Annotated in this window: 25 protein-coding genes; 22 read left to right on the top strand and 3 right to left on the bottom strand. The window is 65.7% G+C overall.

Going from position 1 to position 26,755, the window contains the following annotated elements; translation table 11 throughout:
* The first annotated feature begins 2 nt into the window (after window positions 1-2).
* From ccoO to BHK69_RS16460, 20 genes are all read left to right on the top strand, one after another.
* Window positions 3-737: a cytochrome-c oxidase, cbb3-type subunit II gene (ccoO, locus tag BHK69_RS16555; protein ID WP_069691052.1), complete on the top strand. Its 735-nt coding sequence runs from the start codon at window positions 3-5 to the stop codon at window positions 735-737.
* A gap of 5 nt (window positions 738-742) precedes the next feature.
* Window positions 743-913, top strand: coding sequence for a CcoQ/FixQ family Cbb3-type cytochrome c oxidase assembly chaperone (locus BHK69_RS16550; RefSeq protein ID WP_069693726.1), 171 nt, complete (start codon window positions 743-745; stop codon window positions 911-913).
* A 3-nt stretch (window positions 914-916) separates the two neighbouring features.
* Window positions 917-1,789 carry a cytochrome-c oxidase, cbb3-type subunit III gene (gene ccoP, locus BHK69_RS16545; RefSeq protein ID WP_069691051.1) on the top strand — a complete coding sequence of 291 codons (873 nt, stop codon included), beginning with the start codon at window positions 917-919 and terminating at the stop codon, window positions 1,787-1,789.
* Window positions 1,786-1,992, top strand: a complete 207-nt coding sequence (locus BHK69_RS16540; protein ID WP_148663459.1) for a hypothetical protein — start codon at window positions 1,786-1,788, stop codon at window positions 1,990-1,992. The genes ccoP and BHK69_RS16540 overlap by 4 nt, the downstream gene beginning before the upstream one ends.
* Before the next feature lie 13 nt (window positions 1,993-2,005).
* Window positions 2,006-2,791, top strand: a complete 786-nt coding sequence (locus BHK69_RS16535) for a DUF2189 domain-containing protein (RefSeq protein WP_069691050.1) — start codon at window positions 2,006-2,008, stop codon at window positions 2,789-2,791.
* The gene (locus BHK69_RS16530) at window positions 2,788-5,061 is read left to right on the top strand and encodes a cation-translocating P-type ATPase (RefSeq protein ID WP_069691049.1); all 2,274 of its coding nucleotides are present in this window, start codon (window positions 2,788-2,790) and stop codon (window positions 5,059-5,061) included. Before BHK69_RS16535 ends, BHK69_RS16530 begins: the two co-directional genes overlap by 4 nt.
* Window positions 5,058-5,282, top strand: coding sequence for a cbb3-type cytochrome oxidase assembly protein CcoS (ccoS, locus tag BHK69_RS33590; protein ID WP_069691048.1), 225 nt, complete (start codon window positions 5,058-5,060; stop codon window positions 5,280-5,282). The genes BHK69_RS16530 and ccoS overlap by 4 nt, the downstream gene beginning before the upstream one ends.
* Window positions 5,283-5,889: 607 nt before the next feature.
* Complete coding sequence (locus tag BHK69_RS16520) at window positions 5,890-6,375, top strand: Csu type fimbrial protein (RefSeq protein WP_069693724.1); 486 nt, start codon at window positions 5,890-5,892, stop codon at window positions 6,373-6,375.
* Window positions 6,376-6,508: 133 nt separating this feature from the next.
* Window positions 6,509-7,228, top strand: a complete 720-nt coding sequence (locus BHK69_RS16515) for a fimbrial biogenesis chaperone (protein ID WP_069691047.1) — start codon at window positions 6,509-6,511, stop codon at window positions 7,226-7,228.
* Between the two features lie 10 nt (window positions 7,229-7,238).
* Window positions 7,239-9,668 (top strand): fimbria/pilus outer membrane usher protein, encoded by a 2,430-nt coding sequence (locus BHK69_RS16510; protein ID WP_244548530.1) that lies wholly within the window; start codon window positions 7,239-7,241, stop codon window positions 9,666-9,668.
* Window positions 9,659-10,636: a Csu type fimbrial protein gene (locus BHK69_RS16505; protein ID WP_158516229.1), complete on the top strand. Its 978-nt coding sequence runs from the start codon at window positions 9,659-9,661 to the stop codon at window positions 10,634-10,636. Before BHK69_RS16510 ends, BHK69_RS16505 begins: the two co-directional genes overlap by 10 nt.
* Before the next feature lie 332 nt (window positions 10,637-10,968).
* Window positions 10,969-11,913, top strand: coding sequence for a LysR family transcriptional regulator (locus BHK69_RS16500; RefSeq protein WP_069691045.1), 945 nt, complete (start codon window positions 10,969-10,971; stop codon window positions 11,911-11,913).
* Window positions 11,914-12,013: 100 nt separating this feature from the next.
* Window positions 12,014-12,898 (top strand): shikimate dehydrogenase, encoded by an 885-nt coding sequence (locus BHK69_RS16495; RefSeq protein ID WP_069691044.1) that lies wholly within the window; start codon window positions 12,014-12,016, stop codon window positions 12,896-12,898.
* 74 nt (window positions 12,899-12,972) lie between these two features.
* Complete coding sequence (locus BHK69_RS16490) at window positions 12,973-14,109, top strand: ABC transporter substrate-binding protein (protein WP_069691043.1); 1,137 nt, start codon at window positions 12,973-12,975, stop codon at window positions 14,107-14,109.
* Between the two features lie 187 nt (window positions 14,110-14,296).
* Window positions 14,297-15,175, top strand: a complete 879-nt coding sequence (locus BHK69_RS16485; RefSeq protein WP_069691042.1) for a branched-chain amino acid ABC transporter permease — start codon at window positions 14,297-14,299, stop codon at window positions 15,173-15,175.
* A complete protein-coding gene (locus BHK69_RS16480; RefSeq protein WP_083269487.1) occupies window positions 15,172-16,197 on the top strand; it encodes a branched-chain amino acid ABC transporter permease in 1,026 nt (341 codons plus the stop codon). Before BHK69_RS16485 ends, BHK69_RS16480 begins: the two co-directional genes overlap by 4 nt.
* Window positions 16,197-16,958 (top strand): ABC transporter ATP-binding protein, encoded by a 762-nt coding sequence (locus BHK69_RS16475; protein ID WP_069691041.1) that lies wholly within the window; start codon window positions 16,197-16,199, stop codon window positions 16,956-16,958. The genes BHK69_RS16480 and BHK69_RS16475 overlap by 1 nt, the downstream gene beginning before the upstream one ends.
* A 10-nt stretch (window positions 16,959-16,968) precedes the next feature.
* Window positions 16,969-17,706 (top strand): ABC transporter ATP-binding protein, encoded by a 738-nt coding sequence (locus tag BHK69_RS16470; protein WP_069691040.1) that lies wholly within the window; start codon window positions 16,969-16,971, stop codon window positions 17,704-17,706.
* On the top strand, window positions 17,703-18,755 hold the full coding sequence (locus BHK69_RS16465) for a Gfo/Idh/MocA family protein (RefSeq protein ID WP_069691039.1): 1,053 nt from the start codon (window positions 17,703-17,705) through the stop codon (window positions 18,753-18,755). Before BHK69_RS16470 ends, BHK69_RS16465 begins: the two co-directional genes overlap by 4 nt.
* 5 nt (window positions 18,756-18,760) lie before the next feature.
* Window positions 18,761-20,635 carry a bifunctional sugar phosphate isomerase/epimerase/4-hydroxyphenylpyruvate dioxygenase family protein gene (locus BHK69_RS16460; protein ID WP_069691038.1) on the top strand — a complete coding sequence of 625 codons (1,875 nt, stop codon included), beginning with the start codon at window positions 18,761-18,763 and terminating at the stop codon, window positions 20,633-20,635.
* A gap of 105 nt (window positions 20,636-20,740) precedes the next feature.
* Here the strand turns inward: BHK69_RS16460 and BHK69_RS16455 are convergent, their stop codons facing one another.
* The gene (locus BHK69_RS16455; protein WP_244548221.1) at window positions 20,741-21,754 is read right to left on the bottom strand and encodes an MBL fold metallo-hydrolase; all 1,014 of its coding nucleotides are present in this window, start codon (window positions 21,752-21,754) and stop codon (window positions 20,741-20,743) included.
* Between the two features lie 381 nt (window positions 21,755-22,135).
* On the opposite strand from BHK69_RS16455, the gene BHK69_RS16450 reads away from it, so the two are divergent.
* Both BHK69_RS16450 and BHK69_RS16445 read left to right on the top strand, forming a co-directional pair.
* On the top strand, window positions 22,136-23,098 hold the full coding sequence (locus tag BHK69_RS16450; RefSeq protein ID WP_069691037.1) for a LysR family transcriptional regulator: 963 nt from the start codon (window positions 22,136-22,138) through the stop codon (window positions 23,096-23,098).
* Between the two features lie 200 nt (window positions 23,099-23,298).
* Complete coding sequence (locus BHK69_RS16445; RefSeq protein WP_069691036.1) at window positions 23,299-24,423, top strand: zinc-dependent alcohol dehydrogenase family protein; 1,125 nt, start codon at window positions 23,299-23,301, stop codon at window positions 24,421-24,423.
* Here BHK69_RS16445 and BHK69_RS16440 read toward each other — a convergent pair.
* On the bottom strand, window positions 24,410-25,135 hold the full coding sequence (locus BHK69_RS16440) for a class I SAM-dependent methyltransferase (protein WP_069691035.1): 726 nt from the start codon (window positions 25,133-25,135) through the stop codon (window positions 24,410-24,412). The two genes, BHK69_RS16445 and BHK69_RS16440, sit on opposite strands and share 14 nt — an antisense overlap.
* 113 nt (window positions 25,136-25,248) lie before the next feature.
* A complete protein-coding gene (locus BHK69_RS16435; RefSeq protein ID WP_069691034.1) occupies window positions 25,249-26,682 on the bottom strand; it encodes an aldehyde dehydrogenase family protein in 1,434 nt (477 codons plus the stop codon).
* Between the last annotated feature and the right edge of the window lie 73 nt (window positions 26,683-26,755).

Raw genomic sequence — 26,755 nt, 5'->3', positions numbered from 1 at the left:
TCATGGCCGAATTCTTCCATCGCAAGCTCGAACGCAGTGCCATTGGCTTCGTGCTGGCCATCATCGGCGTCTCGGCGATCGGCGGCTTCGTCGAGATCGCGCCGCTATTCACCATCCACGAGACGGTCGAGAGCGCGCCGGACATGCGTGTCTACACGCCGCTCGAGCTGGCCGGCCGCAATATCTACATCCGTGAGGGGTGTTATGCCTGCCACAGCCAGATGATCCGCACGCTGCGCGACGAGGTCGAACGCTATGGGCCGTATTCGCTCGCGGTCGAGTCGAAATACGACCATCCCATGCTGTGGGGCTCGAAGCGCACCGGCCCGGATCTGGCTCGCATCGGCGGCAAATACTCCGACGCCTGGCATGTCGCGCACCTGATCAACCCGCGCAACGTGGTGCCGCAATCGGTCATGCCGAAATATGGCTGGCTGATGCGCAACGATTTGCAGACCGGGGATCTCGGGAAGCATCTTGCCGCGCAGCGTGTCGTCGGCGTGCCCTATAGCGACGCGATGATCGCGAATGCGACCGCCGACGCCTATGGCCAGGCCAGCCCGGAAAGCCCCTATGCCGGCGGCGTGAGCGAGCGATACGGCGATGCCACCAACAGCCGGGCCTTTGACGGAGAGCCTGGACGCCTGACCGAGATGGACGCCGTCGTCGCCTACCTCCAGGTGCTTGGCCGGCTGACGGATGCCGCCCATCGCCAGAGCGCTGCGGCGGAAAGGTGATGCAGATGGATCTCGACCATCAGACGCTCGTCGGCTTCGCCAAGAGCTGGGGGTTGTTTTACCTGATCGCGCTCGCGGCCGGCGTGCTGATCTACGCGTTCTGGCCATCAAACCGGAAGCGCTTCGACCGCGCGAAAAACAGCATCTTCGACAAAGACGACAGGCCGGGGAGCTGAGGAATGGACCATGCGAAGCGGGACCCCATCTCGGGACAGTTGACGACCGGCCATGAATGGAACGGCATCGAGGAACTCGACACGCCGATCCCGCGCGTGGTGCTGTTTTTCCTGGCTGCGACGACGCTGTTTGCCGTGATCTATTGGCTATTGATGCCGGCCTGGCCGCTCGGTTGGACTTATACGAAGGGGCTCCTCGGCATCAATCAACGCGAGGTCGTGACACAGCAGGTCCGCGATGCGGCCGCGGGACGAACGATTTGGACCAACCGCGTCGCCAATGCCTCCTACGCTGAGATCGCGGCCGACCCTGCGTTGATGACGCATGTCCGCGATAGCGGACGGACATTGTTCGGCGACAATTGCGCCGTCTGCCACGGCAGCGAGGGCAAGGGCGGCCCTGGCTTCCCCAATCTCGCCACGGGCTCGTGGCTCTGGGGTGGCAGTCCAGAGGTCATCGCCGAGACCATCCGCGTCGGTATCAACGGGACGAGCAAGCAGACGCGCGCTGCGCAGATGATAGCCTTCGGTAGCGTGCTCGACCGCGAGCAGCTGTCAAACGTCGCTACCTTCGTCCTCTCGCTTTCCGGGCAGAAGCTGGCCGCTACCGAGCTGGCGCGCCTGCCCGCCGGCAAGGAGGTGTTTGCAGCGAGTTGCGTTGCCTGCCATGGCCAGGACGGCAAGGGGAAACAGGATCTCGGCGCGCCCGATCTGACCGACGCCAACTGGATATATGGCGGGGACCCGCAATCGGTCATGAACAGCGTCCTCTATGGACGCCAAGGCCAAATGCCGAGCTGGGAAAGTCGGCTCTCGCCCACCGATATCAAGGTGCTGGCGCTTTATGCGGCCTCGCTTCAGGGAGCCGGGCGGTGACGGCGCGGGCTGAAACCGTGGCGCGACGCCGCATCAATGGCAAAGTGCTGTGGCTGGGGCTCGCGGCAGCGCTGGCGGCGCTGCTGATCCTTGCCAATGCGCATCTGGTCTATGTCGCCATCGGTTCGCAGCCTGAATGCGTGCCGCATGCGAAATCTGCGGGCGAAGCAGGAAAGTTCCGCGCCGCCCGAGCGGTTTGCTGAAGGAGCGGGGCTCATGGGCACGATCGAGAACGGCCACGACATTCCTCTCCCCCTATCGGTGCAGCGGCGGCGCAATCTCCCGGCGGGCGCAGCCTTGTCCTGGCTGGCAGCAGGCTGGCGTGATCTCCGCCACAGCCCCGTGCCGAGCCTCCTCTACGGAGGCGCAGTATTCCTCGTCTCCCTAGGCATCGTCTGGGGCTTGTTCCGCTACGAGCTCGACTACATCCTGCTGCCGGCGCTGGCGGGCTTCATGGTGGTCGGACCGCTCCTTGCGATCGGCCTATATCAAAAGAGCCGCGCGATCGAGGCGGGCCAGCCCGTCAGCCTCCTGCGCATGATCTTCGTCAAGGCGTCGTCCGGCGGGCAGGTCTGGTACACCGGTGCAATCCTGTGCCTGCTTATGCTGGTCTGGATGCGCGCTGCCGTGATCATCTATGCGCTGTTTTTCGGCTTGCGGCCTTTCCCGGGCCTCAAGGATGTCCTCACCATGCTGGTCTCGACACCGGAAGGCTGGGCGATGCTGCTGGTCGGCACGGTGGCGGGCGGCCTATTTGCAGCCTTCTCCTTCGCAATCAGCATCTTCGCGATTCCGATGCTGCTCGACGAACGGGTCGATGCCTTCACGGCGATGGGCACGAGCATCTCCTTGGTTTGGAACAACCTGCCGGTCATGCTCGCCTGGGGCGCGATCGTGCTCGCACTTTTCCTCGTCAGCCTGGCGACCGGTCTTCTAGGGCTCATCGTCGTCTTCCCGCTGCTTGGCCACGCGACCTGGCACAGCTATCGGGCGATCAAATGAGCTGCTGTGCGCCGCCGTTCGACCCGCATGCGGCGTTCGACGGCTCGGCGGCACGGCAGGAGATCCGGCTTGCCAGCCGTGAACTCGGCGACGGTCTGAAGCAGACCGATTTCTCGGTGCCCGGCGTCCACTGCGCCGCCTGCATCCACGCGGTCGAGACCGGGCTTATGCGTATCGCCGGCGTCATCCATGCCCGCGTCAATCTCTCGACAAAGCGCGTGGCCGTGAAATGGCGCGGCGAAGAACCGCCCGACCTCCTGGCCGCACTGGCGTCACTCGGCTATCCCGGCCACCTCTTCGAGACCGAAACAGATCGCGCCGATCCTGAACGCGCCCGGCTCGTGCGGGCTTTGGCGGTCGCCGGCTTCTGCTCGATGAATATCATGCTGCTCTCGGTCTCGGTCTGGTCTGGAGCCGAACCAGAGACCCGCAGCGCCTTCCACTGGATTTCGGCCGCGCTGGCGCTGCCTTGCCTCATCTATTCCGGCCGCGTCTTCTTCGCTTCGGCCTGGTCGGTGCTGCGGTATGGCCGCACCAATATGGACGTGCCGATTTCGATCGGTATCTGCCTCGCCTTTGGCCTCAGCCTCTACGACACCCTCCATGACGGCCCGCACGCCTATTTCGACGCAGCAACCTCTCTGATCTTCTTCCTCCTGATCGGGCGGACCCTCGACCATCTGATGCGCGAAAAGGCGCGCGCCGCGGTACTGGGCTTGATGCGCCTGTCCCCGCGCGGCGCCACCGTGCTACGCGCTGATGGCAACCGCGACTATCTTCCGCTTGCCGAGATCGAGCCCGGCATGCGCATCGCACTGACCGCAGGCGACCGAATCCCGATCGATGGCGTGGTCGAGGCGGGAGTCTCCGAACTCGACTGCGCCGTCGTAACCGGCGAGAGCGCGCCGCGCTCCGTCGCGGCGGGGGCAGCCGTGCGTGCGGGAACGCTCAACCTCTCCGGTCCGCTGACCATTGTCGCGACCGCCAGGGCGGATGACTCGTTTCTCGCCGAGATGGTGCGATTGATGGAGGCGGCCGAAGGCGGACGCGCCGGCTATCGTCGCCTCGCCGACCGCGCTGCCGCGCTCTATTCCCCGGTCGTCCATGCCGCGGCGCTCCTCACCTTCCTCGGCTGGATGGCGGTGAGTGGCGACTGGCACCACGCGATCACGATCGCCATCGCCGTGCTGATCATCACCTGCCCCTGCGCGCTCGGCCTTGCTGTTCCGATCGTACAAGTCGTGGCGTCGCGGCGGCTGTTCGAGAACGGCATCATGGTCAAGGACGGGTCCGCCATCGAACGGATGGCCGAGATCGATACCGTCGCCTTCGACAAGACGGGCACCCTGACCTTCGGCGTGCCCCGCCTCGTCAACGCTGATGCGATCCCTCCGGCTGTCCTGGCTATCGCCGCGGAGATCGCCCGCCGCTCCAGTCATCCGCGCTCGCGTGCCATCGCGGCTGCGGCACCGCAGGGCGGCATAGCGATCTCCGAGGTCCGTGAGCACGCCGGCCTCGGCATCGAGGCCCGGGTCGACGGCCAGCTCTATCGTCTTGGAAGGACTAAATGGGCGGTTGCCGATACGCAGACAGGGCACGAGGATGATCATGACGACGGCACAGGGCTCGGCCGCGACGGCGAACGCCTCGCCCGCTTCACTTTCGAGGAGAGCTTGCGCCCGCGGGCGCGCGCTGCCGTCGATGCCCTGCGCGCCGAAAGCATACAAATCGCGCTGCTTTCCGGCGACACGCCCATCGCGGTGCAGGCCATGGCCGCCCGACTTGGGATCGATGATGTCGCGGCAGGCCTCCTGCCATCCGAGAAGGTCGAACGGCTTGCTGCACTGGGCGCGCAAGAGCGCAAGGTGTTGATGGTCGGGGACGGGCTCAACGATGCCCCGGCACTTGCCGCCGCATATGTGTCGATGGCGCCCGCGTCGGCGGCCGATATCGGCCGCAACGCGGCGGATTTCGTTTTCCTGCGGGATGGTCTGGATGCGGTCCCCGCAGCGCTCTCCGTTTCGCGCGCGGCTGGCCGGCTCGTACGGCAGAATTTCGCGCTCGCTATCCTCTACAACGCCGTTGCGTTGCCGATCGCCATCGCTGGCTATGTCACTCCACTGATCGCAGCGCTCGCCATGTCGCTCTCCTCCGTTCTCGTCGTCGCCAATGCGCTACGCCTCAACGTCGAATACGCCAGTCCGCGTCGCTCGATAAGGCGGTTGCCGACCAAGGCGAGGCTCGGACCGGCACCGGAGCCGGGACGATGAGCAGCCTCGTATTCCTCGTGCCCCTGGCTCTGCTGCTCGGAGGCGCAGCCCTCGCCGCTTTCCTCTGGTCTCTCAAGAGCGGGCAGTACGAGGATCTTGACGGAGCCGCTGAGCGTATTCTTCTCGATGGCAAGGACGACCAAATTAGAACAGACGAGCGAAGCGCTCAGCCGGACCAGCCTACAGCGCAGAATATCCCTGTGAAACGAAGGCAATTCTAGAGCATTTCCGCGTTAAATACGCACCCGAACTCAACGACATCGAGGTTGTCTGCACGATCTCAAGGCCCATCATCTCGCCCAACAGACCTTCAACGACGCACTGGCTCTCGATCGTGCCATCCACGCAGCTGTCGCTGCCTTGAACCGCGAGCGCAGCCTCGATCCGTTGGGCAATCGAAGATCGCTGCTTAGGAAGCCTGCGACCTCGTGCGCCAGCCCAACCAGCCGGCATGAACATCCGCCATGCCCGAGCCCTCTGTTTCGGCCATGCGTTCATCCTGAACGAGGTGAGACCGAACCCGGCTTGATTCCGGCGCTTCGTCAAGCCTTGTCGCAACTTGGCAAGTACGTATGGGAGGGCAGGTACATATGGGAGGCCTGCTGCTTCTCGCCCGGCCGACGTCAGGGGCTGCGCCGCGATATGGCGACCCGGTCTTTCAGGTGAGGTTCGAACGCGAAGCCATCGACCTGCGCGAAGTCAACTTATAACCCCCTCTTTAGGTTGTAATAATCAACTTTCAGTTGAATTTTCACGATGCATTAACCATCCCGTCCTAGCCTTCATCCGTAGGAATCTATGATCGTAAGTATCGAAAGAGACTTCACCATGATTTTGCCAAAAATCGCCATCGCTGCGTTTTTTTGCGTGGTGTGTTCGTCTCATTCTAGAGCCGCAACGGCAGTCGGGAACTTTCAAGTACAGATTAATATACAGGCCGCATGCGTCGTTGCGAGCGCGACGGACCTTATTTTCGGCAATGTCGGCGTCCTCGCTGCCAATATCGACACGACGAGCACAATCTCCGTCCAGTGCACGAACACGACGCCCTATACGATCGGCCTCAACCAGGGCGTGAACGGCGCGAGCGTCACGACACGTCAGATGAGCGGCACCGGGGGACTGGTGAACTACTCGTTGTTTCGCGACGCCGGCCGGACCCTGAACTGGGGCGAGACGATCGGAACCGATACGGTCGCGGGAACCGGAAACGGCTCCGGACAGAGCTTCACGGTCTATGGCCGGGTGCCTGTCCAGACCACGCCGGGCCCCGCACTCTATTCCGACACGATCACGGTGACGGTCACCTACTGAGACGCTAACCGCGCCGCCGCGTGAGCCGCGGCATCGCAGCAGAACCCAACGCAACCGATCGCTTCGCAATGATGGAGGCCGCCGAGCGGGTCGCCCGGCAGATTCTTGCCCCCAGTTCGAAAGGAAACACGCGATGAAGACCATGTCCGCCCTCGTCGTCCTGGCGGCCAGCCTCGCGGGACAGGCGAGCGCCGCCTCGCTGCAGGTCGCGCCGGTGCTGCTCGATCTGCCGGCGCCAGCGACCACCGCCACGATCACGCTGCGAAACACCGATGTCGAGCCGATCACCGCGCAGCTCCGAATCTTCCGTTGGACACAGGAGAACGGTGTCGAGCGGCTCGAGCCGACCAACGATGTCGTCGCCAGCCCGCCCTTGGTCGATCTGCGTTCACGCCAAGACTACACGGTGCGCGTGATCCGTGTCGCCAGCCGGCCGCCGGGCAAGGAGGAGGCCTACCGGCTCGTCATCGACGAGTTGCCCAAACCCAAGCGCGCCTCGGGGACCGTTGCGCTGGTCATGCGCCATGTCGTGCCCGTCTTCTTCACGGGAAAGTCGGCCTCGCTTCCCGCCATAAGCTGGAGCGCCGGCCAGCACGGCCGGGGCATGACGCTGGCTGCTGTCAACAGCGGTGACACCCGCGTTCGCCTGTCCGCCGTAACCCTGCGCGATGCGTCGGGACAGGTGCTGTCGGCGGGCAAGGGGCTGCTCGGGTATTCCCTCGGCAGGTCTTCGATGCGGTGGGATATCGCCGCGCCGGCGCGCCCGACGAAATCCGGTGCAAACGTCACCATCTCCGGCATGACCGAAACTGGTCCGTTCAATGCGACATTCCCCGTGCAAACGGCACGGTAGGGCGTTGGCGGTGCTTCTGCTGATGTTCGGTCATGCCTGCTGGGCTGCGGAAGGGCGAGCCGGCGATGGCCGCCCCGAACGCAGCTTGCATCTCGACGTTCTCCTCGACGGGCAGGCGATCGGGCTGATCGGAGCCTTTCACCAGGGCGGAAACGGCGAGGTCTCGGCCCGCCGCAAGGAACTCGAGGAACTTGGCATCAGGGTGCCCCAGGCATTCCAGCGGGATGAGGATGTGCCCCTCTCCGCGATCCCCGCTTTGACCTATCGTTATGATGAGGCGGCCCAGAGGATCGATATCCGACTGCCGCAGGCGGGCCGGCTGCCCAAGACCTATGACGCGGCAGCCAGGGACGTCCCTTCGCCGACGGCCGGTTCTGCCGGGACCGGCGCCGTGCTGAACTACACACTGTTCGGCAGTTCCGAGGGCAAGCAACTCGGCAGTTTCTGGCGCTATCCTAGTCTTTCGGCGAGCCTCGATGCGCGTGTCTTCAGCCCGTTCGGCGTTCTGTCACAGACGGGCATCGTCAGCGACCAGTCGCTCGACGGCGGGCGCACAGAGGCGCTGCGGCTGGAAACGAGCTGGAGCTATTCCGATCCCGGCGCCATGCTGACTTACCGTGCCGGCGACATGATCTCGGGCGGCCTGGCCTGGACCCGGCCGATCCGCATGGGCGGGCTGCAGATCCAGCGCAATTTCGGGTTGCGGCCGGACCTGATCACCTTGCCCCTACCCAGCGTCACCGGCAGCGCAGCCGTTCCCTCGACCGTCGATGTCTTCGTCAACGGCACCAAGACGGTCTCCCAGGATGTCGGCAGCGGTCCGTTTCGCATCACCAACATCCCGATCCTGTCGGGAAACGGCAATGCGAATGTCGTCGTGCGGGATGCGTCGGGCCAGCAGACCGAGGCGAACCTGCCCTTCATCGTCTCGAGCAAGCTGCTGCGCCCAGGCCTGTTCGACTTCTCCGCCGAGATCGGCGCGCCCCGGCTGCAATACGGGCTGCGGTCGAGCATCTATGGCGGCGACATCGCCGGCTCCGGTAGCGCCCGCTACGGGGTCAGCGACAATGTCACGGTGCTGGCTCATGCCGAGGCGACGCACGGGCTGGGCACGGCGAGCCTCGGCGGCGTGTTCGGTCTCGGCCGGTTCGGCCTTATCAGCGCGGCCGGAGCGGGCAGTTGGCAGGGTGGTGCCACGGGTGGCCAGGCATATCTTTCCTTTGAGACGCAGCTTTGGGGTGTCTCATTCCTGGCCTCATCGCAGCGGAGCCTCGGCGCGTATCGCGACCTCGCCTCGGTCACGGTGCCGCCGGTCGCCGCCCTTCCCGGCGCGAACGGCCTGGCGGGCTATGTCGCGACGGCTGGAACCCCGGCAGCGGACGCCGTCACATGGGGGCGCCTCCTGCTGCCGCCGCGCGCGCTCGACCGGCTCTCGGTCGGCTTTCCCGTGCCCATGCTGGGCGGCGGCATCAGCTTCGGCTTCGCGCATGTGAAGCCGGCTGTCGGACGCTCGAACCGCGTCGTCAATGCGAGCTATACCCGTGCGCTGCCGCAAGGCGGGTCGTTCTACGCGACGGTTTTCACCGATCTGGACGATCGCCGCTCGGCCGGCATTTTCGCCGGCTTGTCCTTCCCCTTCGGCGCCGACATCACCGCGTCGACAGGCACGAGCCGCTCCGGCACACACTGGGCGCTCGCGGCCGATGTCAGCAAGCCGCTCCGGCAGGAGGTCGGCAGCGTCGGCTGGCGCGTGCGCGATGTCGAGGGCCAGGGCGGCCAGCAGCGACGCTCGGCATCGCTCGCTTATCGCGGCAATTATGGCCAGATCGAAGCCGGCGTGACGCAGGCCAGCGATCGGCTCTCGGGAACGGCCCAGCTCGACGGTTCCATCGTGCTGGCCGGCGGCGATCTGTTCCTGGGCAATCGCATCGACGATGCCTTCGCGGTTGCCAAGGCGGGAGCTCCCGACGTTGATGTCCTTTACGAGAACCGCGTCGTCGCGCGCACCAACGCCAGCGGCAACGCGCTGATTCCGACCTTGCGATCCTACCAGTCCAACAAGGTTTCGATCGATCCTCGCGGGCTCCCCGTGACCTCGCTCGCCGAGACGACGCTGGAGGTCCTGGCCCCGACAGACCGCGCCGGGGTCGTGGTCGATTTCGGTGTCAGATCGGCCTCGAACGCGGCGATCGTCATCCTGCATGGCGCCGACGGCAAGCCGCTCCGGGCAGGCCTGAGCGGCGCGCTTCAGCCCGGGCTGCGCGGGACGGCGGCGGCACCCGAATTCGTCGTTGGCTATGACGGTCGCGCCTTCGTCGAGAATCTAGGGCCCGGCAACGACATCGTGGTCCAGCTCGATAAGGGCGAATGCCGGGCCCGTTTTTCCTTCGAACCGCGTCAAGCCACGCAGGTCACGCTGGGGCCCGTGTCATGTCGATAAGACGCTTCTTCCGGCGTTGTCTGGCCCTGCCGGCAGTCGCCGTGCTGGCCCTGCTGTCGATCGAGGCTCCGGCTGTGGCGCAGTCCTGCTCGTTGAGCATCACGCCGCTGGCCTTCGGCGATATCGACGTGACCGCCAATGCGCAGGTGGATGCCAGCGCGACGGCGACGGTATCGTGTACTGGGCTTGCGTTCTCGACGGTCGGGGTCTGTCTCGACCTCGGGCCGGGTTCGGGTGGAGGTACCAGCGCCGCCAATCGCTTCATGCTGAATGGTGCCAACCAGCTTCGCTATGGGCTCTTCAGCGATGCTTCCGCCGGATCGCCATGGGGCTCCGGTGCCTGGCCGGGGGGGAGCGCCTCGCCGGTGGGCTTCAATATCGTCCTGTCGGCAGGCGGCAGCGGCAGCCGCAGCCAGACGATCTTTGGCCGCGTCTACAGCGGCCAGGCGACCGTCGCCCCGCTATCCTATTCCAGCAGCTTCACCGGAACCGATGCGCGGATCCGCTATGCGCTTCTGTCCTACCTGCTCGGGTGCAACCTGCTGACGAACTCGCAGACGACGAGCTTCGCGGTCACAGCCAATGTGCCCGCGACCTGCCGCGTCACCACCAACAATCTGAGCTTCGGCTCATTTGGCGTCCTCAGCGCCCAGCAGGATGCGAGCACGACGCTGGCTCCGACTTGCACCAATGGGACGTCGTACCAGATCGGCCTCGATGGCGGCCTCTCGGGAGCGACCAACCCGACCTTGCGGCGCATGACCAAGGCAGCCGAGATCGTAACATACGGCCTCTATCGGAATGCGGCCCGAACACAGGCCTTTGGCCAGACGCTGGGTACCGATACGCTTTCGGCAACAGGAAACGGGGTGGCCCAGACCGCCACGGTCTATGGGCGCGTGCCCGTACAAGCGACCCCGTCGCCCGGGCTCTACAGCGACACGATTGTCGTGTCGGTGACCTATTGAACTCGAAGAAGGCTCATGGCGCCGAAATTTCGAAATCCGCCAAGATACAAACGCCATCGACATCTCCGACCGCCCGCCCGCGCAACTCAAGTCAGAAATCAACGAGCACATCCTCGAAATCCGCTTTGCCACACGACATCTAACCGCAACGCCCGGAAGCAGACGTTCCCGATGTCAGCAATGGGCCGATTCCGGGTGTTCCGACGCCCCGCCGGCAATGTCGGCCAAGGGTCGGAACGAGAGGTTCAAACTCAAACACCCTCCCGCTTGACTCCACCCCCTCCCTCGCCTCCGCTGTCCACAAAACAAGACCTTCGAGGGAACCGCCATTCATGCTGACCTTGCGCCAGATCGAGGTGATCCGCGCCATCATGATCACCGGCACGATCTCGGGCGCGGCAAAACTCCTCAATGTCTCGGCGCCCGGCATCAGCCGCTTGATGAAGCACACCGAGCGCACGCTCAGGCTCAAGCTGTTCGAGCGCCGGCATGGGCGCTATGTGCCGACGCCCGAGGCCAACGACATCTTCGAGCAGATCAACGGCGTCTATAAGAAGGTCGACGACCTGCATTACACGCTTGCGCGCATCGAGCGCGGCGGCGGCATCGAGCTCAGGATCGGCTCGGTGCCGAGCATCTGCCATGTCATGGTGCCGCGCGCGATCGAGCGGCTGCGGCGCAAGCATCCCGATCTCAGGCTCGACATCAACATCCTGAAGATCGAGGAGGCGCTCGACTATCTCCTGCTCGGCAAGGGCGAGATCGCGGCGATGAGCTACAAGCTCGACCATCCCGGCATCGATTTCGTGCCGCTGAGCCAGGGCGAATTGCTCTGCATCGTACCAGACGGGCATGCACTCGCCGGCCGGGCGTCGATCTCCGCCGCCGAGATCGTGCAGCACCCGCTGATCGGCATCGACCCCAACGACCCCTATGGCCGGGTCATGGCCGAGATCTTCAAGCGACAAGGCCTGGCCTATGACATGGTCATCAAGGCGCGCTTCGGCACGACGGTGTGCTCGCTGGTGCGCGCCGGCCTCGGCATCGCGGTGATCGACCAGTTCACCGTGGCGCATGGCTCGATGCAGGGCATCACCACGATTCCGATCGCCGAGCCGACGCAGTTCCAGACCTATGTCGCTGTGAAAAACGACAAGGCACTCTCGCTCTATGCGGAAACTTTTGTGGCGCTGCTGCGCGAGGAGATGAACGCGGTGGTGACGCCGCGGGCGCAATTGGCCGCCCAATCGCCCCTGCCGAAAATAACATCAGGTTAGGTAATGGCGATGGATTGGTTATCGCGTTATCCCGTCAAATCGGGCTATGTGACGCTCGGCAATGCCCGCTGAGATGACGAGCGAGCCGAGAGGGACGGATATGCCGGCTTTTCCCATAGCCAACCGCACGAAGCGCGTGCTGCTCGGGCTGATCGGCTCGCCGATCGCGCATTCCGCCGCGCCCGCGATGCACGAGGCTGCCGCGCGCGCCGCCGGCTTCGTGCTGCATTACCACCTCATCGACATCGCCGGGGCCAAAGAGGCTGATCTCGCTGTAATCCTGGACGGCGTACGCCGGCTCGGCTTTTCCGGCCTCAACATCACCTTCCCCTATAAGGAAGCGGTCATCCCGCTGCTCGACGCGCTTGCGCCCGAGGCCGCCGCCATGGGCGCGGTCAACACGATCGTGGCGCGGGACGGCCTGCTCACGGGCTACAACACCGACGCCAGCGGCTTCGCCACGGCCTATCGCGCGCTGAAGCGCAGGGATGGCGACGGGCCCGTCGCGATCATCGGAACCGGCGGCGTCGGCAAGGCCATCGGCTTCGCGCTCGCCTCCTGTGGCGTCAAGGCACTGCGCCTGTTCGATCTCGACCCGGCCAAATCCGCGGCGCTGGCGGCGCAACTTGGCCAGCACGTAACCGTCGAGATCGCAGCCAGCGTGGAGGCCGCCGTCAGCGATGCGGCGGGCATCGTCAACGGCACGCCGATCGGCATGCTGCCGAACCGCGACACGCCTGTCCCCACCGGGCTCATCGACAGGTCTCAATGGGTTGCCGACGCGGTCTATCATCCGCTCTGGACACCGCTGCTGAAAGCCGCTCAAAGCGCCGGCGCGACGGTGATGACGGGGCGCGAGCTCAGCATCAACCAGGCCATCGACGCCTTCGCGCTGTTTACCGGCCAGGCGCCATCGCATAGCGCGATCGCTCTGGCTTTCGACGAAACCCTGGCGGCGCAGGAGGCCACCCACCGCGCAGCCTGAAGACGACCCGGAGCAACCGGGCGAGACAAGAAACCAAGCCAAGAAACGAAGCTAAGAATGTGGAGGAAATACCCATGACATCGCATTGGATCATCGCAGCGACGCTGACGGCGGGCCTTTCGGTCCCGGCCCTGGCGCAGGACAAGGTCAAGCTCGTCGACGTCGTTGAGCTCTCGGGCGCGGGCGCGACCTCGGGCACCAACTGGAAGAGCGGCATCGACCTTGCCGTCGCCGAGATCAACGCCAAGGGCGGCATTCTCGGCAAGCAGATCGAGATCGTGCATTACGACACGCAGAGCAATCCCGGGAACACCCGGGCCGCCGTGCAGCGCGCCATTGATGAGGGCACGTATGCGGTGCTCGGCCCGGTCTTCTCCGGCCCCATCGGCGCCTCCATGCAGATCGCCCAGCGCGCCGAAATCGCCCAGATCGTCGGCGGCGAGGCGGCCGGCCTGACCAAGCAGGGCAACCAGTACCTGTTCCGGACCTCGCTCAGCCAGACTGCAGCGATGCCCAAGATCGCCAATTACCTGAAGAACACCGTCAAGGCAGGCTCCGTCGCCGTCGTCTGGGTCAATAACGATTTCGGCAAGGGCGGGCGCGACGCCATCATCCCCGAGCTTGAAAAGGCCGGCATCAAGGTCGCCGTCGATGTCGCCACCGAACAGGGCCAGGCCGACTTCGCCGCCGACGCGATCAAGATCAAGAACGCCAATGCCGACGCCGTCTTCGTCTATCTCAACGAAGAGGAGAGCGCCCGCTTCCTGCGCGCTGCCAAGCAGCAGGGCATCACCAAACCGCTGATCGGCGAGACCACCCTGCTCGGCTCCAAGGTGATCGAGCTCGCGGGCGAAGCCGCCAACGGCGTCAAGGGCCATGTCGGGCTCTCGATCGAGGCGCCGATCCCGGCCTTCCAGGAGTTCGGCAAGAAGTTCATCGCCAAATTCAACTACACCCCCGACCATAACGGCCTGAAGGGCTATATGGCCGTCTACATGGTCAAATGGGCGACCGAGAAGCAGAAGAAGTTCGACAAGAAGGGCGTCGCCGACACGCTGCGCGGCGCGACGATCAAGCCCTCCGAGGAGCCCGGGATCCTGATGGAGACCACGATCGAGCAGAATGGCGACCTCGACCGCGAAAGCTTCCTCGCCGAGGTGATCAACGGCAAGCAGGTGATCACCGCCACCTTGCCGAAGCTCAAGCCGTAAGGCGCGAGCGCGCTCCCGTCATTGCGAGCGTGAGCCGAAGCAATCCTGGAGCGGCAGCGCTCCGCCTCCCCCTGGATTGCTTCGTCGCTTCGCTCCTCGCAATGACGGTGAGGGCGACGAGCCTGCCTTCATCCAGAGATGGTCGGGTCAGGCCCGACCATGACGCTCCATCGCAGGGCACCAAGCCATGGCCGAATTCATCGCCTATCTCATCGCCGGCATCGCAACGGGCGCGATCTATGCGCTCGCCGCCATCGGCTTCACGCTGGTCTGGCAGACCTCGCAGACGATCAACTTCGCCCAGGGCGAGTTCGTCATGCTGCCGGCCGTGCTCGTCCTGCTCGCGATCAAGCTGTTCGGCGCGCCGATCTGGCTTGGCGCGCTGATCGGCATCGCCGCCTTCCTTCTGGTCTTCGGCGTCGGCTTCAAGCTCACCGTGGTCGATCCGATGATCAAGCACGGCGTGCTGCCGCTCGCGATCGCCACCATGGCGCTGTCGATCATCATGAAGGAAGGCGCCAAGGATGGCTTCTCGGCCGAGGCGCAGAACTTCCCCTCCTTCGTGCCCTCGCAAACCATCTCGGTCTTCGGCGCTTCGATCTCGCTGCAGCATCTGGCGATCATCGCGGTCGCCTTCGCGGTGATCTGGGCGCTGCAATGGTTCGTCGGCGGAACCCGCCTCGGCCGCCAGATGCAGGCGACGGCACAGAACCCGACGGTCGCGCGCATTCTCGGCATCCCCGTGGAGCGCATGGTGCTGCTGACTTTCGTCATCAACGCCGCGCTCGCCGTCGTCGCCTCGGTGCTGATCTCGCCGATCTATCTGGCGAAATTCTCCAATGGCGAGGTCATCGGCCTGTTCGCCTTCATCGCGGCGATCGTCGGCGGCTTCAACCAGGTCCGCGGCGCGCTCGTCGGCGGTTTGATCGTCGGCATCGTCGACAGCATGGCCGCCGCCTACATCTCGACGCAGTACCGGCTCGCCGTGCCGCTCGTCCTGCTCGTCGTCGTCATCCTGCTCAAGCCGGAAGGCCTGATGGGCCGCAAAGAGGAGCGTCGCGTATGACCGCGCCCGCAACCCATGAGAGCCTGCAGCATGAGAGCCTGCCGCAGCGCAGCCGCCTCTCCCTGCCCGCCTTCGTCGACGGCTCGCTGCTCACGCTGATAGCGGGCGCCGTCATCCTCTGGTTCGCCCCGGTCGGCATGGGGCGCTACGGCACCTATGTGCTCTCGCTCTGGCTGGTGATGAGCGTCGCGGTGATGGGGCTGAACCTGACGCTGGGCTATGCCGGCCTCAAATCGCTGGCACAGGCCGCCTTCATGGGGTTGGGCGCCTACACGACGGCGATCCTGACCACGAAATACGGCGTCTCCTGGTATGCCGCCTTCGCGCTGTCGGGGCTCCTGACCTTCGCTGTCGGCCTCGTGCTCGGCTTTCCGGCGCTCAGGGTCAAGGCGCATTACCTCGCCTTCGTCACGCTCGCCTTCTCGACGCTGATCTGGCTGATCATGCGCAACGAGCAATGGCTCACCGGCGGCGTCTTCGGCATCTCCAACATCAACCGGCCGGAGTTCCTCGGCATCAAGCTGTTCGGCGCGCTCGAATTCCACCGCTTCGTCGTCGTCGTCACCTTCATCCTCGCGGTCGTGCTGTGGTGGATGATCCGCAGCCCCTGGGGCCGCGCCTTCACCGCCTTGCGCGAGAACCCGATCCGGGCGGCAAGCCTTGGCGTCGACACGCGAATGTACACGCTGCTCGCCTTCGCCATCGGCTCGGCCTATGCGGGCTTTGCCGGCGTGCTCTACGCGCCGCTGGTCGAGTTCATCGACCCCTCGCCCTTCTCGCTGTCGCAGAGCTTCTTCCTGCTGCTGATGGTGGTGGCGGGCGGCTCGGGCTATCTGCTCGGCCCCTTCATTGGCGCGCTGCTCGGCGTCGTGCTGCCGGAATGGCTGCGCTTCGCCGGCTCGCTCTATCTCATCATCTTCGCGACCATCGTCATGCTGCTGCTGATCGCCTGCCCGCAAGGGGTGAGCGGGCTGCTGGAGCGCGGCTGGGCGAAGCTTAGCGGCAAGGCGGGAGCGCGCTGATGGCCCAGATTCTCGAAGCCAACAAGGTTCTCGAAGTCACCAACCTCCACAAGGCCTTCGGCGGCATCAAGGCCGTCAATGGGGTCTCCTTCTCGGTCAATGAGGGCGAGATCCTCGGCATCATCGGCCCCAATGGCTGCGGCAAGTCGACCCTGTTCAACTGCATCCTCGGCCAGCTCGAGCCGAGCGAAGGTTCGGTCAAGCTCGACGGCCGGGACGTCACCAATCTGCGTCCCTCCGAGCTCAACCGGCGCGGCGTCAGCCGCACCTTCCAGCTGCTGCAGGTCTTCCCCGAGCTCTCGGTGCGCGAGAACCTGATCCTCGCCGGCCAGGAGCATGAAGGCTCGATGCTGTCGCGCTTCTTCGGGTCGCGCGATGCGGGGCTGTCCAGGAAGGCCGACCAGATGATCAGCTTCTTCAAGCTCGGCCATCTCATCGACGAGAAGGCGGGCGGGCTGTCCTACGGCCAGCAGAAGCTGCTCGACGCGGCAATGGCCTTCATGGCCGGCCCGCGTCTCGTGCTGCTCGACGAGCCGGCCGGCGGCGTCAACCTGACCATGCTGGGAGATCTCAAGGAGCGGCTGCGCGCCATCAACGCCGAACAGGGCGCAACCTTCGTGGTGATCGAGCACAACATGGATTTCGTGATGTCGCTGTGCTCGCGGGTGATCGTGCTGGCCGAAGGCAAGGTGCTGGCCGAGGGCACGCCGGCGCAGGTCAGGGCCAATCCGGCGGTCATCGAAGCCTATCTGGGGCATTGAGGAGAGCGTCATGAGCACACCCATCCTCGAACTCGACGGCGTGGTCGGCGGCTATGGCGCCATGACCATCCTGAACGGCACGAGTTTCAAGATCCCGCGTGCCGCGATCACCACCGTGATAGGCCCCAACGGCGCCGGCAAATCGACCGTGTTCAAGGCGATCTTCGGCCTGCTCAAGGTGCGCGAGGGCCAGATTCGTCTGGAAGGCGCCGACATCACCAACTGGAACCAGCGCAAGCTGCTGGAAGCCGGCATCTGCTATGTGCCGCAAGGCCGCAACATATTCCCCGAGCTCTCGGTGCGCCACAATATCGAATTGGGCGCCGTCGCCGCCGGCTCTGATATCACCGACATGCCCAAGCGCCTGGAGGCCGCGCTCGACCGTTTTCCGGCCTTGCGGCGCAAGGCCGACAACCAGGCCTCGACCCTCTCCGGCGGCGAGCAGAAGCAGCTCGAGATCGTGCGTGGCCTCCTGCTCGATCCCAAGCTGGTGCTGATCGACGAACCCTCGATCGGCCTTTCGCCGATGCTGGTGAAGGAGACCTTCGGCATTCTGAAGGATCTGCGCGCCAAGGGCGTGACGATCCTGATGGTCGAGCAGAACGCCCGCTCGGCGCTGGAGATCTCCGATGAGGGCCTGGTGCTCGAACTCGGCCAGACCCGCATGCAGGGACCAGCGGCCGAGATCCTGGCCGATCCGCGCGTCGGCCAGCTCTTCCTCGGCGGCGCGATGACGGAGGCGGCATGAGCGCCAAGCTGAACATCGCCCTCATCGGCGCGGGCCTCATCGGGCTCGCCCATCTGCAGCGGCTCGACACATCCCCGGACTGCGCCTGCGCCGCGATCTGCGATCCGACAGACGAAGCTCGGGCGCTCGCGGCCGAGCGCGGCACGCCCTGGTTTGCCTCACCCGAGGCGATGCTGGCGGCGATGACGCCCGATGGCGCGATCATCGCCACACCCAATGTCTTGCATGTGCCGGGCGCGCTCGCCTGCCTCGAAGCCGGCGTTCCGGTGTTGGTCGAGAAGCCGCTGGCTGAGAGCGTGGCTTCAGCGCAGAAGCTGGTCGAGGCACAGGCCCGCACCGGCATACCGGTCCTCGCCGGCCATCACCGCCGCCACAACCCGATCGTCAAGGCAGCGCGCAAAATCGTCCAGGACGGCGGCATCGGCCGGCTGGTCGCGGTCAACTCGCTGTTCCTGATCCGCAAGCCTGACGATTATTTCGACGTCGCCTGGCGGCGCGAAGCCGGGGGCGGCCCGGTGCTGATCAACCTGATCCACGACATCGATAATCTGCGCTTCATCTGCGGCGAGATCGACGCGGTGCAGGCCATGAATTCGAACGCCACGCGCGGCTTTGCAGTGGAGGACACCGCCGCCCTCACCTTCCGCTTCACTAACGGCGCGCTCGGTACGGCAACCGTCTCGGACGCAACGCCCGCGCCCTGGAGCTGGGAGCTCTCATCGGGCGAGAACAAGGCCTATCCCCAGCGCGACGGGCATTGCTATCTGATCGCCGGCAGCGAGGGCTCGCTGTCGCTGCCGAAGCTCGAGCTCTGGCGCTATGAGGGCAAGCAGGGCTGGTGGGAGCCTTTGCTTAGGGAAAGCCGCGCGGTCGCGCCCGTTGAGCCTCTGGCTGAGCAGCTCAGGCATTTCTGCGCCGTGATCCGGGGCACCGAGCAGCCCATCACCAGCGCCGCTGACGCCGCCCGCACGCTTGCGGTCGTCGAGGCCATCAGTGAGGCTGCGCGGCGTGGAAGCCTCGTCACCATCGACCACCAGGCAAGGGCGTAAGCGGCATGAACCCGACCTCGATCGCGACCGTCTCGCTCAGCGGCGATCTCACGGAGAAACTACAGGCCATCGCCGCAGCCGGGTTCGACGCGGTCGAGGTCTTCGAGAACGATTTCCTGACCTTTGACGGCAGCCCGCGCGACGTCGGCAAGATGATCACCGATCTCGGCCTTACGATCTCGGCCTTCCAGCCTTTCCGCGACTTCGAGGGCATGCCCGAGCCGCTGCGGGCGCGAACCTTCGCCCGGGCGGAGCGCAAATTCGCGATCATGAACGAGCTCGGTGCCGAGCTGATGCTGATCTGCTCGAATGTCTCGCCGCAATCGCTCGGCGGCATCGACCGGGCAGCGACCGATCTGCGTGAACTCGGCGAGCTCGCGGCGAAATTCGGCGTGCGCGTCGGCTTCGAGGCGCTGGCCTGGGGCCGCCACGTCAACGACTATCGCGACGCCTGGGAGATTGTGCGCCGCGCCGGTCACGCGCGCATCGGGCTGATCCTCGATTCCTTCCACACGCTGGCGCGCAACTCGCCGGTGGAGCCGATCGCCTCGATCCCCGGCGACCGCATCTTCCTCGTCCAGCTCGCCGATGCGCCCAAGCTCGACATGGATGTGCTGAGCTGGAGCCGGCATTTCCGCTGCTTTCCCGGCCAGGGCGATCTTGCCGTCGCCGATTTCGTCAGGGCGGTCGAGGCGACAGGCTATTCCGGGCCGCTCTCGCACGAGATCTTCAACGACCAGTTCCGGGCGGGCTCGGCCCGCCGGCTCGCGACCGACGGCATGCGCTCGCTGATCGCGCTCGCCGACCAGACCACGCCGCATCTGCCGCCGCGCGCGCATGTCGAGGGCGTCGAGTTCCTCGAATTCGCGCTGGACGAGGATACGGCCGCCGATCTCGCCGCGCTGTTCAAGGCGCTGGGCTTCCAGCAGACCGGCACGCATCGCAGCAAGATGGTGACGCGCTGGAGCCAGGGCGGCATCAACCTCGTGCTCAACACCGAGAAGGACGGTTTTGCCCAGTCGCATGCGATCATGCATGGGCCCGGCGTCTGCGCGATCTGCCTGCGCGTCGACAATGTCGAGCAGACCATGGCCCGGGCGCGGGATTTAAAGATCACGGCCTTCGAGCAGCCCGTCGGCCCCGGTGAGATGCATATCCCCGCCATTCGCGGCGTCGGCGGTTCATTGATCTATTTCACCCAGGCCACTGGCGAGCTCGCCCATATCTGGGAGAAGGACTTCGTCGCCAGGCCCGATGGCGCCGCGCCTGCGCCCGCCCTCCTGCAAAGCGTCGATCACATCTCCCAGTCGATGGACTATGAGGAGATGCTGTCCTGGCTCTTGTTCTACACCTCGCTCTTCCATCTCGAGCGCATCCCGCAAACCGCGATCGCCGATCCTGCCGGCCTCGTCGAGAGCCGCCCGATCGTCAGCGCCGACGGCTCATTGCGCTTCGTGCTCAATGGCTCTCAGGCGACGCGGACCCTGTCCTCGCGCTTCGTCTCCGAGCATTTCGGCTCGGGCGTGCAGCATATCGCCTTCAGCGCGCCCGACATCTTCGCGGCGGTGACGGCGATGCGCGCTGCGGGCCTCTCCTTCCTCGACATTCCCGAGAACTATTACGAGGATCTGGAGGCGCGGCACGGGCTCGATCCGGATTTCATCGACGCCTTGCGCGATCACCACATCCTCTATGACCGCGACGGCGAGGCCGAGTTCCTGCAGGTCTACACCCATGTCTTCGCGCAGCGCTTCTTCTTCGAGATCGTCGAGCGGCGCGGCGGCTATGCGGGCTTCGGCGCGGTGAACGCAGCCGTCCGCCTCGCCTCGCAGGCGAGAGAGGCGCGGCCCGTGACGGTGCCGCGGCCGTTGAGGGATTGAGGTGCTACCGTCATTGCGAGGAGCGCAGCGACGAAGCAATCCAGGGGGACTGAGCCCTGTCCTCTGGATTGCTTCGCTTCGCTCGCAATGACGGGTTCCGCACCGTTACCCCCGCAGCATCTGCATCGGCGTCGGATAGTAGCGGAAGCCGTCGCCGGCCTTGGCGAGGTTGCCGAAGCCCGGCCAGGCGAAGTGGTAGGACATCACCGGCGTCTTCTCGTCGGCCAGGATGGTGAGCAGCTTCACGCGCGATTCCACCGCCTGTTTCGGGTCGAAATCATAGGCGAATTCAAGCCGGGGCTTCTCGGTCAGCAGGATCGCGTGATGGGTCAGATCGCCGAGGAAGGCGAAGGATTTGCCTGAGGACGCCACCCTGAAGATGTGGTGCCCCGGCGAGTGGCCGGGAGCCGCGATCGCCTGCACGCCCGGCAGGAATTCCTGGCCGTCCTTGAAGAAGACGATGCGGTCCTTGACCGGCCTGAGATTGGCGCGGGCATGCTCGCCGAAGGCCTTGAACGGCGTGCCGAGCCGCGCATCGTCGAGCCAGAAATCATAGTCGATCTGGCTGATATAGATCTGCGCGTTCGGGAAATGCGGCTTGCCGTCCTGGGAGGAGATGCCGCCGATATGGTCGATATGGGCGTGGCTGATGACGATGGCGTCGATATCCTCCGGCTTGATGCCGGCTTCCGCCATGCTCTTCAGCAGGCGGCCCGTGGTCGGGCCGAAGGCCTTGGAGAAGCCCATGCCGGTGTCGAACATGACGAGCCTGTCGCCGAAATTCACGATCGGGACGTTCTGCTCGAGGACGACATTGTCCTTGGCCAGGAAGTTGTTCTCCAGCATGCCGTAGACGGTTTCCTTGGGCACGCCGAGGAAGCTCGCGCCGGGATCGCCCAGCGGCAGCGGCCCGTCGGAGACGACCGTGACCTCGGCCGTGCCCAGCATGAAGCGGTAGAAATAGCCGGACTGGGTGTTGGACAGCGGCGCCTTGGCCAGGGCCGCGCCTCCGAGCGGAAGCGTGGCGCCCGCAGCAAGCGCGGCGGCGCCACCGAGAAATCCGCGGCGGCTGGCATGGGCGATGCTGGAATGGGGATGCATGATCGTATCCTCGGACATTGCGCTTCCTCCTGAGTGAAACGGTTCCAGCGTTACCGCTGGCATTCTTGTCGACGGAGACCGGGTGGCCTGGAGCGGCCTTGTTGCAAACCCATACCTCTCGAAAGCCCTGCCTCGCGCCGGAGGATGCACCTGCCCCAAGGGCGTGACCAATATCCCTTCGCTCTATCCGGCATAAGCGAAAGCTGGGGCCGGAGAGGTTCCCCTGGCGCGCAAACTGATTCAAGCGATCGCACCAAACGCCTGTGATCGTTCCGATTTCGGGAATCGACCCGGGAGACGCATGCCGCTGCGCCAGGCCCGCTCTGGCCATCGCGTGCGGGCGACGCTACCAACGTCAGGGAGGCCTCAGCGGCCGGCCAGAAACTGAGAAACCCAGCGATGGATTTGCGCCAGCTTCGCTATTTCACCGCGATCGTCGAACAGGGCTCGTTCTCGAAGGCCGCCACCAAGTTGCGCGTGGCGCAGCCGGCGTTGAGCCAGCATCTGCGCCATATGGAAGACGAGCTCGGCGTTGCGCTGCTGCATCGCGGCACGCGCGGCGTGCTGCCGACGGAGGCCGGCGAGCGGCTCCTGCTGCGCGCCCGGGCGATCCTGGCGGAGTTCGCCGAATTGCGCGACAGCGTCCGCGGTGAGGCCGCCGCGCCCGGCGGCGAGGTCCGCATCGGCCTGCCCGGCACGGTCAGCGAGCAGTTCAGCGTGCCCCTGATCCAGGCGGCGCGCGAGCGTTATCCTGCCGTGCGCATCCGCATCGCCGAGGCGATGAGCGGCTTCGTGCTCGACTGGCTGCGCCGGGGCGAGGTCGATCTCGCCGTGATCTATGCGATCTCGGATCCGAAGGGGCTCGGCATCCATCATATCCTGACCGAGGAGCTCTGCCTGTTCGGCCCGCCCGCGCTCGACGCGGTGAAGACGCCGCCCGGCGGCACGGTGACGCTCGCCGAGGCGGCGGCTGTCGACCTCATCCTGCCCGGGATCGGCCATGGCCTGCGCGACCAGATCGACGAGGCGGCCGCCGGCGTCGGCGCCACGATCCAGCCCGCGATCGAGATCGAATCCTATACGCAGATCAAGCGGCTGGCCGAGCGCGGCCTGGGTTACGGCATCCTGCCGCGCATGGCGGTCCGTGCGCAGGAGAAGGCAGGCCTCTTCCAGACCTGGCGCATCGAGCAGCCCTCGCTCTACCGCAAGGTCTATCTCGCCTATTCGACCGAGCGGCCGATGCCGGCGGCGGCGCGCGCCATCGGTCAGCTCTCCTGGGAGATCCTGCGCGGGCTCGTCAGCGACGAGAGCTGGACGGCGACGCTGGGCGAGGATGGCGATCCGCCCGCCTTATATGGCTGATCGCGTTTTCGTCTTTGACAGACGCCAGCGGCCACCCGAATTTCGCAACCGAGAGCCGAAGCCGTCATTGCGAGCGCAGCGAAGCAATCCAGGAGCGGCAGTACTCTACGTCCTCCTGGATTGCTTCGTCGCTTCGCTCCTCGCAATGACGGCCAGTAGAACCGCAGGCCAGACACTGCAAAATCCGAGGAAACACGCCTTTGAAAATCCGTGCCGCCGTCCTGAATGCCAGCCCTGTCGCCGCGCCCTATGCGCTGAGCAAGCCGATGTCGATCGATGAGGTCGAGCTCGCGCCGCCCGGCCCCGGCGAGGTGCTGGTCAGGGTGCGCGCGGCGGGCTTATGCCACTCCGACCTCTCGGTGATCGACGGCAACCGCCCTCGCCCCGTGCCGATGGTGCTCGGCCATGAGGCGGCGGGCGAGGTGGTCGGGACCGGCCCGGGTGTGCAGGACCTCAAGCAGGGCGACCGCGTCATCATGGTCTTCGTGCCCTCCTGCGGGCATTGCTCCCCTTGCAGCGAGGGGCGCCCTGCCCTGTGCGAGCCCGGCAATGCCGCCAACGGCATCGGCGAATTGATCGGCGGCGGGCGAAGGCTCTCCGCGGGGGGCAAGCCGGTGCATCACCATGTCGGCGTCTCCGCCTTTGCCGAATACGCCGTGATCTCGCGCCATTCGCTGGTCAAGATCGAGGCCGACATCCCCCATGAGATCGCGGCCTTGTTCGGCTGCGCCGTGCTGACCGGCGTCGGCGCAGCGGTGAACACGGCAAAGATCCGCGCCGGCGAAACCGTCGCCGTCGTCGGCCTCGGCGGGGTGGGCCTGAGCGCGCTGATGGGGGCGGCAGCCTGCGGCGCCTCGCGCGTCATCGCGGTCGATCTCGCGCAGGACAAGCTCGCAATCGCGCGCGAACTGGGCGCGACCGATACGTTCAACGCCGGCGATCCCGGCGTGGTCGAGGCGATCCGGGCGGCGACCAAGGGCGGCGTCGATCATGGGCTAGAGATGGCGGGCTCGGTCAAGGCGCTCGACCTCGCCTATCAGATCACCAGGCGCGGCGGCACGACCACGACGGCTGGCCTCGCCAACCCGGCACATACGCTCTCGCTTTCGCCCGTCAGGCTCGTCGGCGAGGAGCGCACGCTGAAGGGGTCCTATGTGGGCTCCTGCATCCCCGTGCGCGACATCCCGCGGTTCATCGAGCTTTACCTGCGCGGCAAGCTGCCGGTCGACAAGCTGCTGACCAGCACCAGCGGGCTCGACGGCATCAATGAAGGGTTCGATGCGCTGAACGAAGGGCGCACGATCCGGCACGTCATCCGTATGTGAGCGGGTTGACGACCGGTGGCGGGCCGACCGGCACCTTGAGATGGTGCAGCCGCAGGGGCTGGCGCAGCAGATAGCCGCGCACGTCCCGCTCCGAGAGCGTCTCGAACCGGGCCAGCATCTTCCCCAGCGCCTCCCTGGCCCGATCCTGGCGCGTCGTATCGACGCCGACGGCGCGCTCGATGAAGGCCGAGGCATCGGCAAAGGCCTCGACGCGGTCGTACTCCATGCAGCGGCACTCGCTCAGGATGCCGCGCCGCCCGGCGCGGATGATCGCGTCCTGCGCGGCCTGGCGCACCACCGTCTCGTCCTCGATCAGCCGCAACGCATCGTAGAACGTGCCCTCGGACAAGGGCTCGATGACGACGACGCTGCCGCCCTTGCCGACAACGCGGGCCGCCTCTTCCAGCGCAAGCAGCATGTTGGGCACCGGCAGATGGTGCAGGCTGTTGAGGAAGACCGCGACATGGATGCTCGCGTCGTTGAAGGGCAGCTGCTCGGCGCCGGCCTTCTGCACATAGGCTGTCGGCACCGCACGGCGCGCCGCCTCCACCGCAGTCTCGTCGATGTCGATCCCGGCAACACGCGCGCCGCGTTCGACGAGGCCCTGCATGAGATGGCCGCCACCGCAGCCGATGTCGAGCATCCGCCGCCCCTGCAACGGTGCAAAGAGGCTTTCGAGGATGTCGAGGGTATCGCCTGCGGGTCGATTCATGATTCTGGCAATGGTTGCTCTGACGGCGAGCCGGCGCAAGGTCGCGTTTTCCGCCCCCTGCGCCGCCTCTCTCGCCGTTTAGTAGCTCTCGCCCTCGACCTGCAAGCTCACATCTAGCCGTGCTTGTGCACGATCGTCTTGGTCACCGCGAACTCCTCCAGCGCGATGAAGCCCTTCTCGCGGCCATGGCCGCTCTTGCCGGTGCCGCCGAAAGGCAGTTCGATGCCGCCGCCGGCGCCGTAGCCATTGATGAAGACCTGCCCTGCCCGGACGCGCCGCGAGACGCGCTGCTGGCGGCCGCCATCCCTGGTCCAGACCGCGGCGACGAGGCCGTAATCGGTCGAATTGGCCAGCTTGATGGCGTCCTCCTCATCCTCGAAGGAGAAGGCGGACAGCACCGGGCCGAAGACCTCCTCCTGCTCCAGCCGGTTGCCGCGCGGCACCTGGCCGAACAGGGTCGGCGCGACGTAGAAGCCGCCATTGGGCACGCCCTGGGCGATCTGGCCCTCGGCCAGCACCGGGATGCCCTGCTCGCGCGCCTGGTCGATGAAGCTCTGCACGCGACCGCGCTGCTTGGCGTTGATCACCGGCCCGCAATCGAGATCCATCTCCGGCGTGCCGGCGCGCAGCTTCGAGAACTGCTTGGCGACCGCGCCGACGAACTCGTCATAGACGCTCTTCTGCACCAGCACGCGGCTGCCGGCCGAGCAGGTCTGCCCGGTGTTCTGGACGATCGCCTTACAGACGATCGGCACGGCTGCATCGAAATCGGCGTCGTCGAAGACGATCTGGGGCGATTTGCCGCCGAGTTCGAGCGTGCAGGGGATCAAGTGGTCGGCGCAGGCGTGCTGCACCATCTTGCCGACCTCGGGCGAGCCGGTGAAGGACATGAAGGCGATGCCCGGATGCGAGCAGAGCGCCGCGCCGGCCTCATGGCCGCGCCCCGCGACGACGTTGATCGCACCGTCCGGGAAGCCGACCTCGCTCGCGAGTTCGGCAAGGCGAAAGGCCGTGGCGCAGGCATCCTCGGCCGGCTTCAGCACGACCGCATTGCCCATGGCGAGAGAGGCGGTGAGCGAGCGGCCGAACATCTGCGCCGGGTAGTTCCAGGGCAGGATATGGCCGGTGACGCCATGCGGCTCATGCACCACGCTGACGCTGTAGCCGTTCAGGAACGGAATGACGTGGCCATGCACCTTGTCGGCAGCGCCGCCATAGAACTCGAAATAGCGGGCGGTCGCGTCGATATCGGCCCTGGCCTGCGCCATCGGCTTGCCGGTGTCGCGCGCCTCGAGCTTGGCGAGCTCCTCGAAATAGTCCTGCAGCTTGAGCCCGAGCTTGGAGATCAAGCGGCCGCGCTCGGCTGCCGTCAGCTTGCCCCAGGCGCCGTCGAAGGCGGCGTGGGCGGCCTTGACCGCGGCGTCGATGTCAGCGGCGTTGCCGCAGGCGATGCGGGTGAATTCCTCGCCCGTCGCGGGCGCCAGCTTGGCGATGGTTTCGCCCGTCTGGCCAGCGACATAGCGGCCGTTGATGAAGTGCTGATTCATGGGCGTTTCTCCTGTTCCGTCTTTGCGTCAGCGTCATTGCGAGGAGCAAAGCGACGAAGCAATCCAGGGGGAC

This window comes from Bosea vaviloviae (assembly GCF_001741865.1).
In the GTDB taxonomy this organism is placed as follows: Bacteria; Pseudomonadota; Alphaproteobacteria; order Rhizobiales; family Beijerinckiaceae; genus Allobosea; species Allobosea vaviloviae.
Note: the sequence above shows the minus strand (reverse complement) of the source record. Positions and strands in the feature narration are given on the sequence as shown.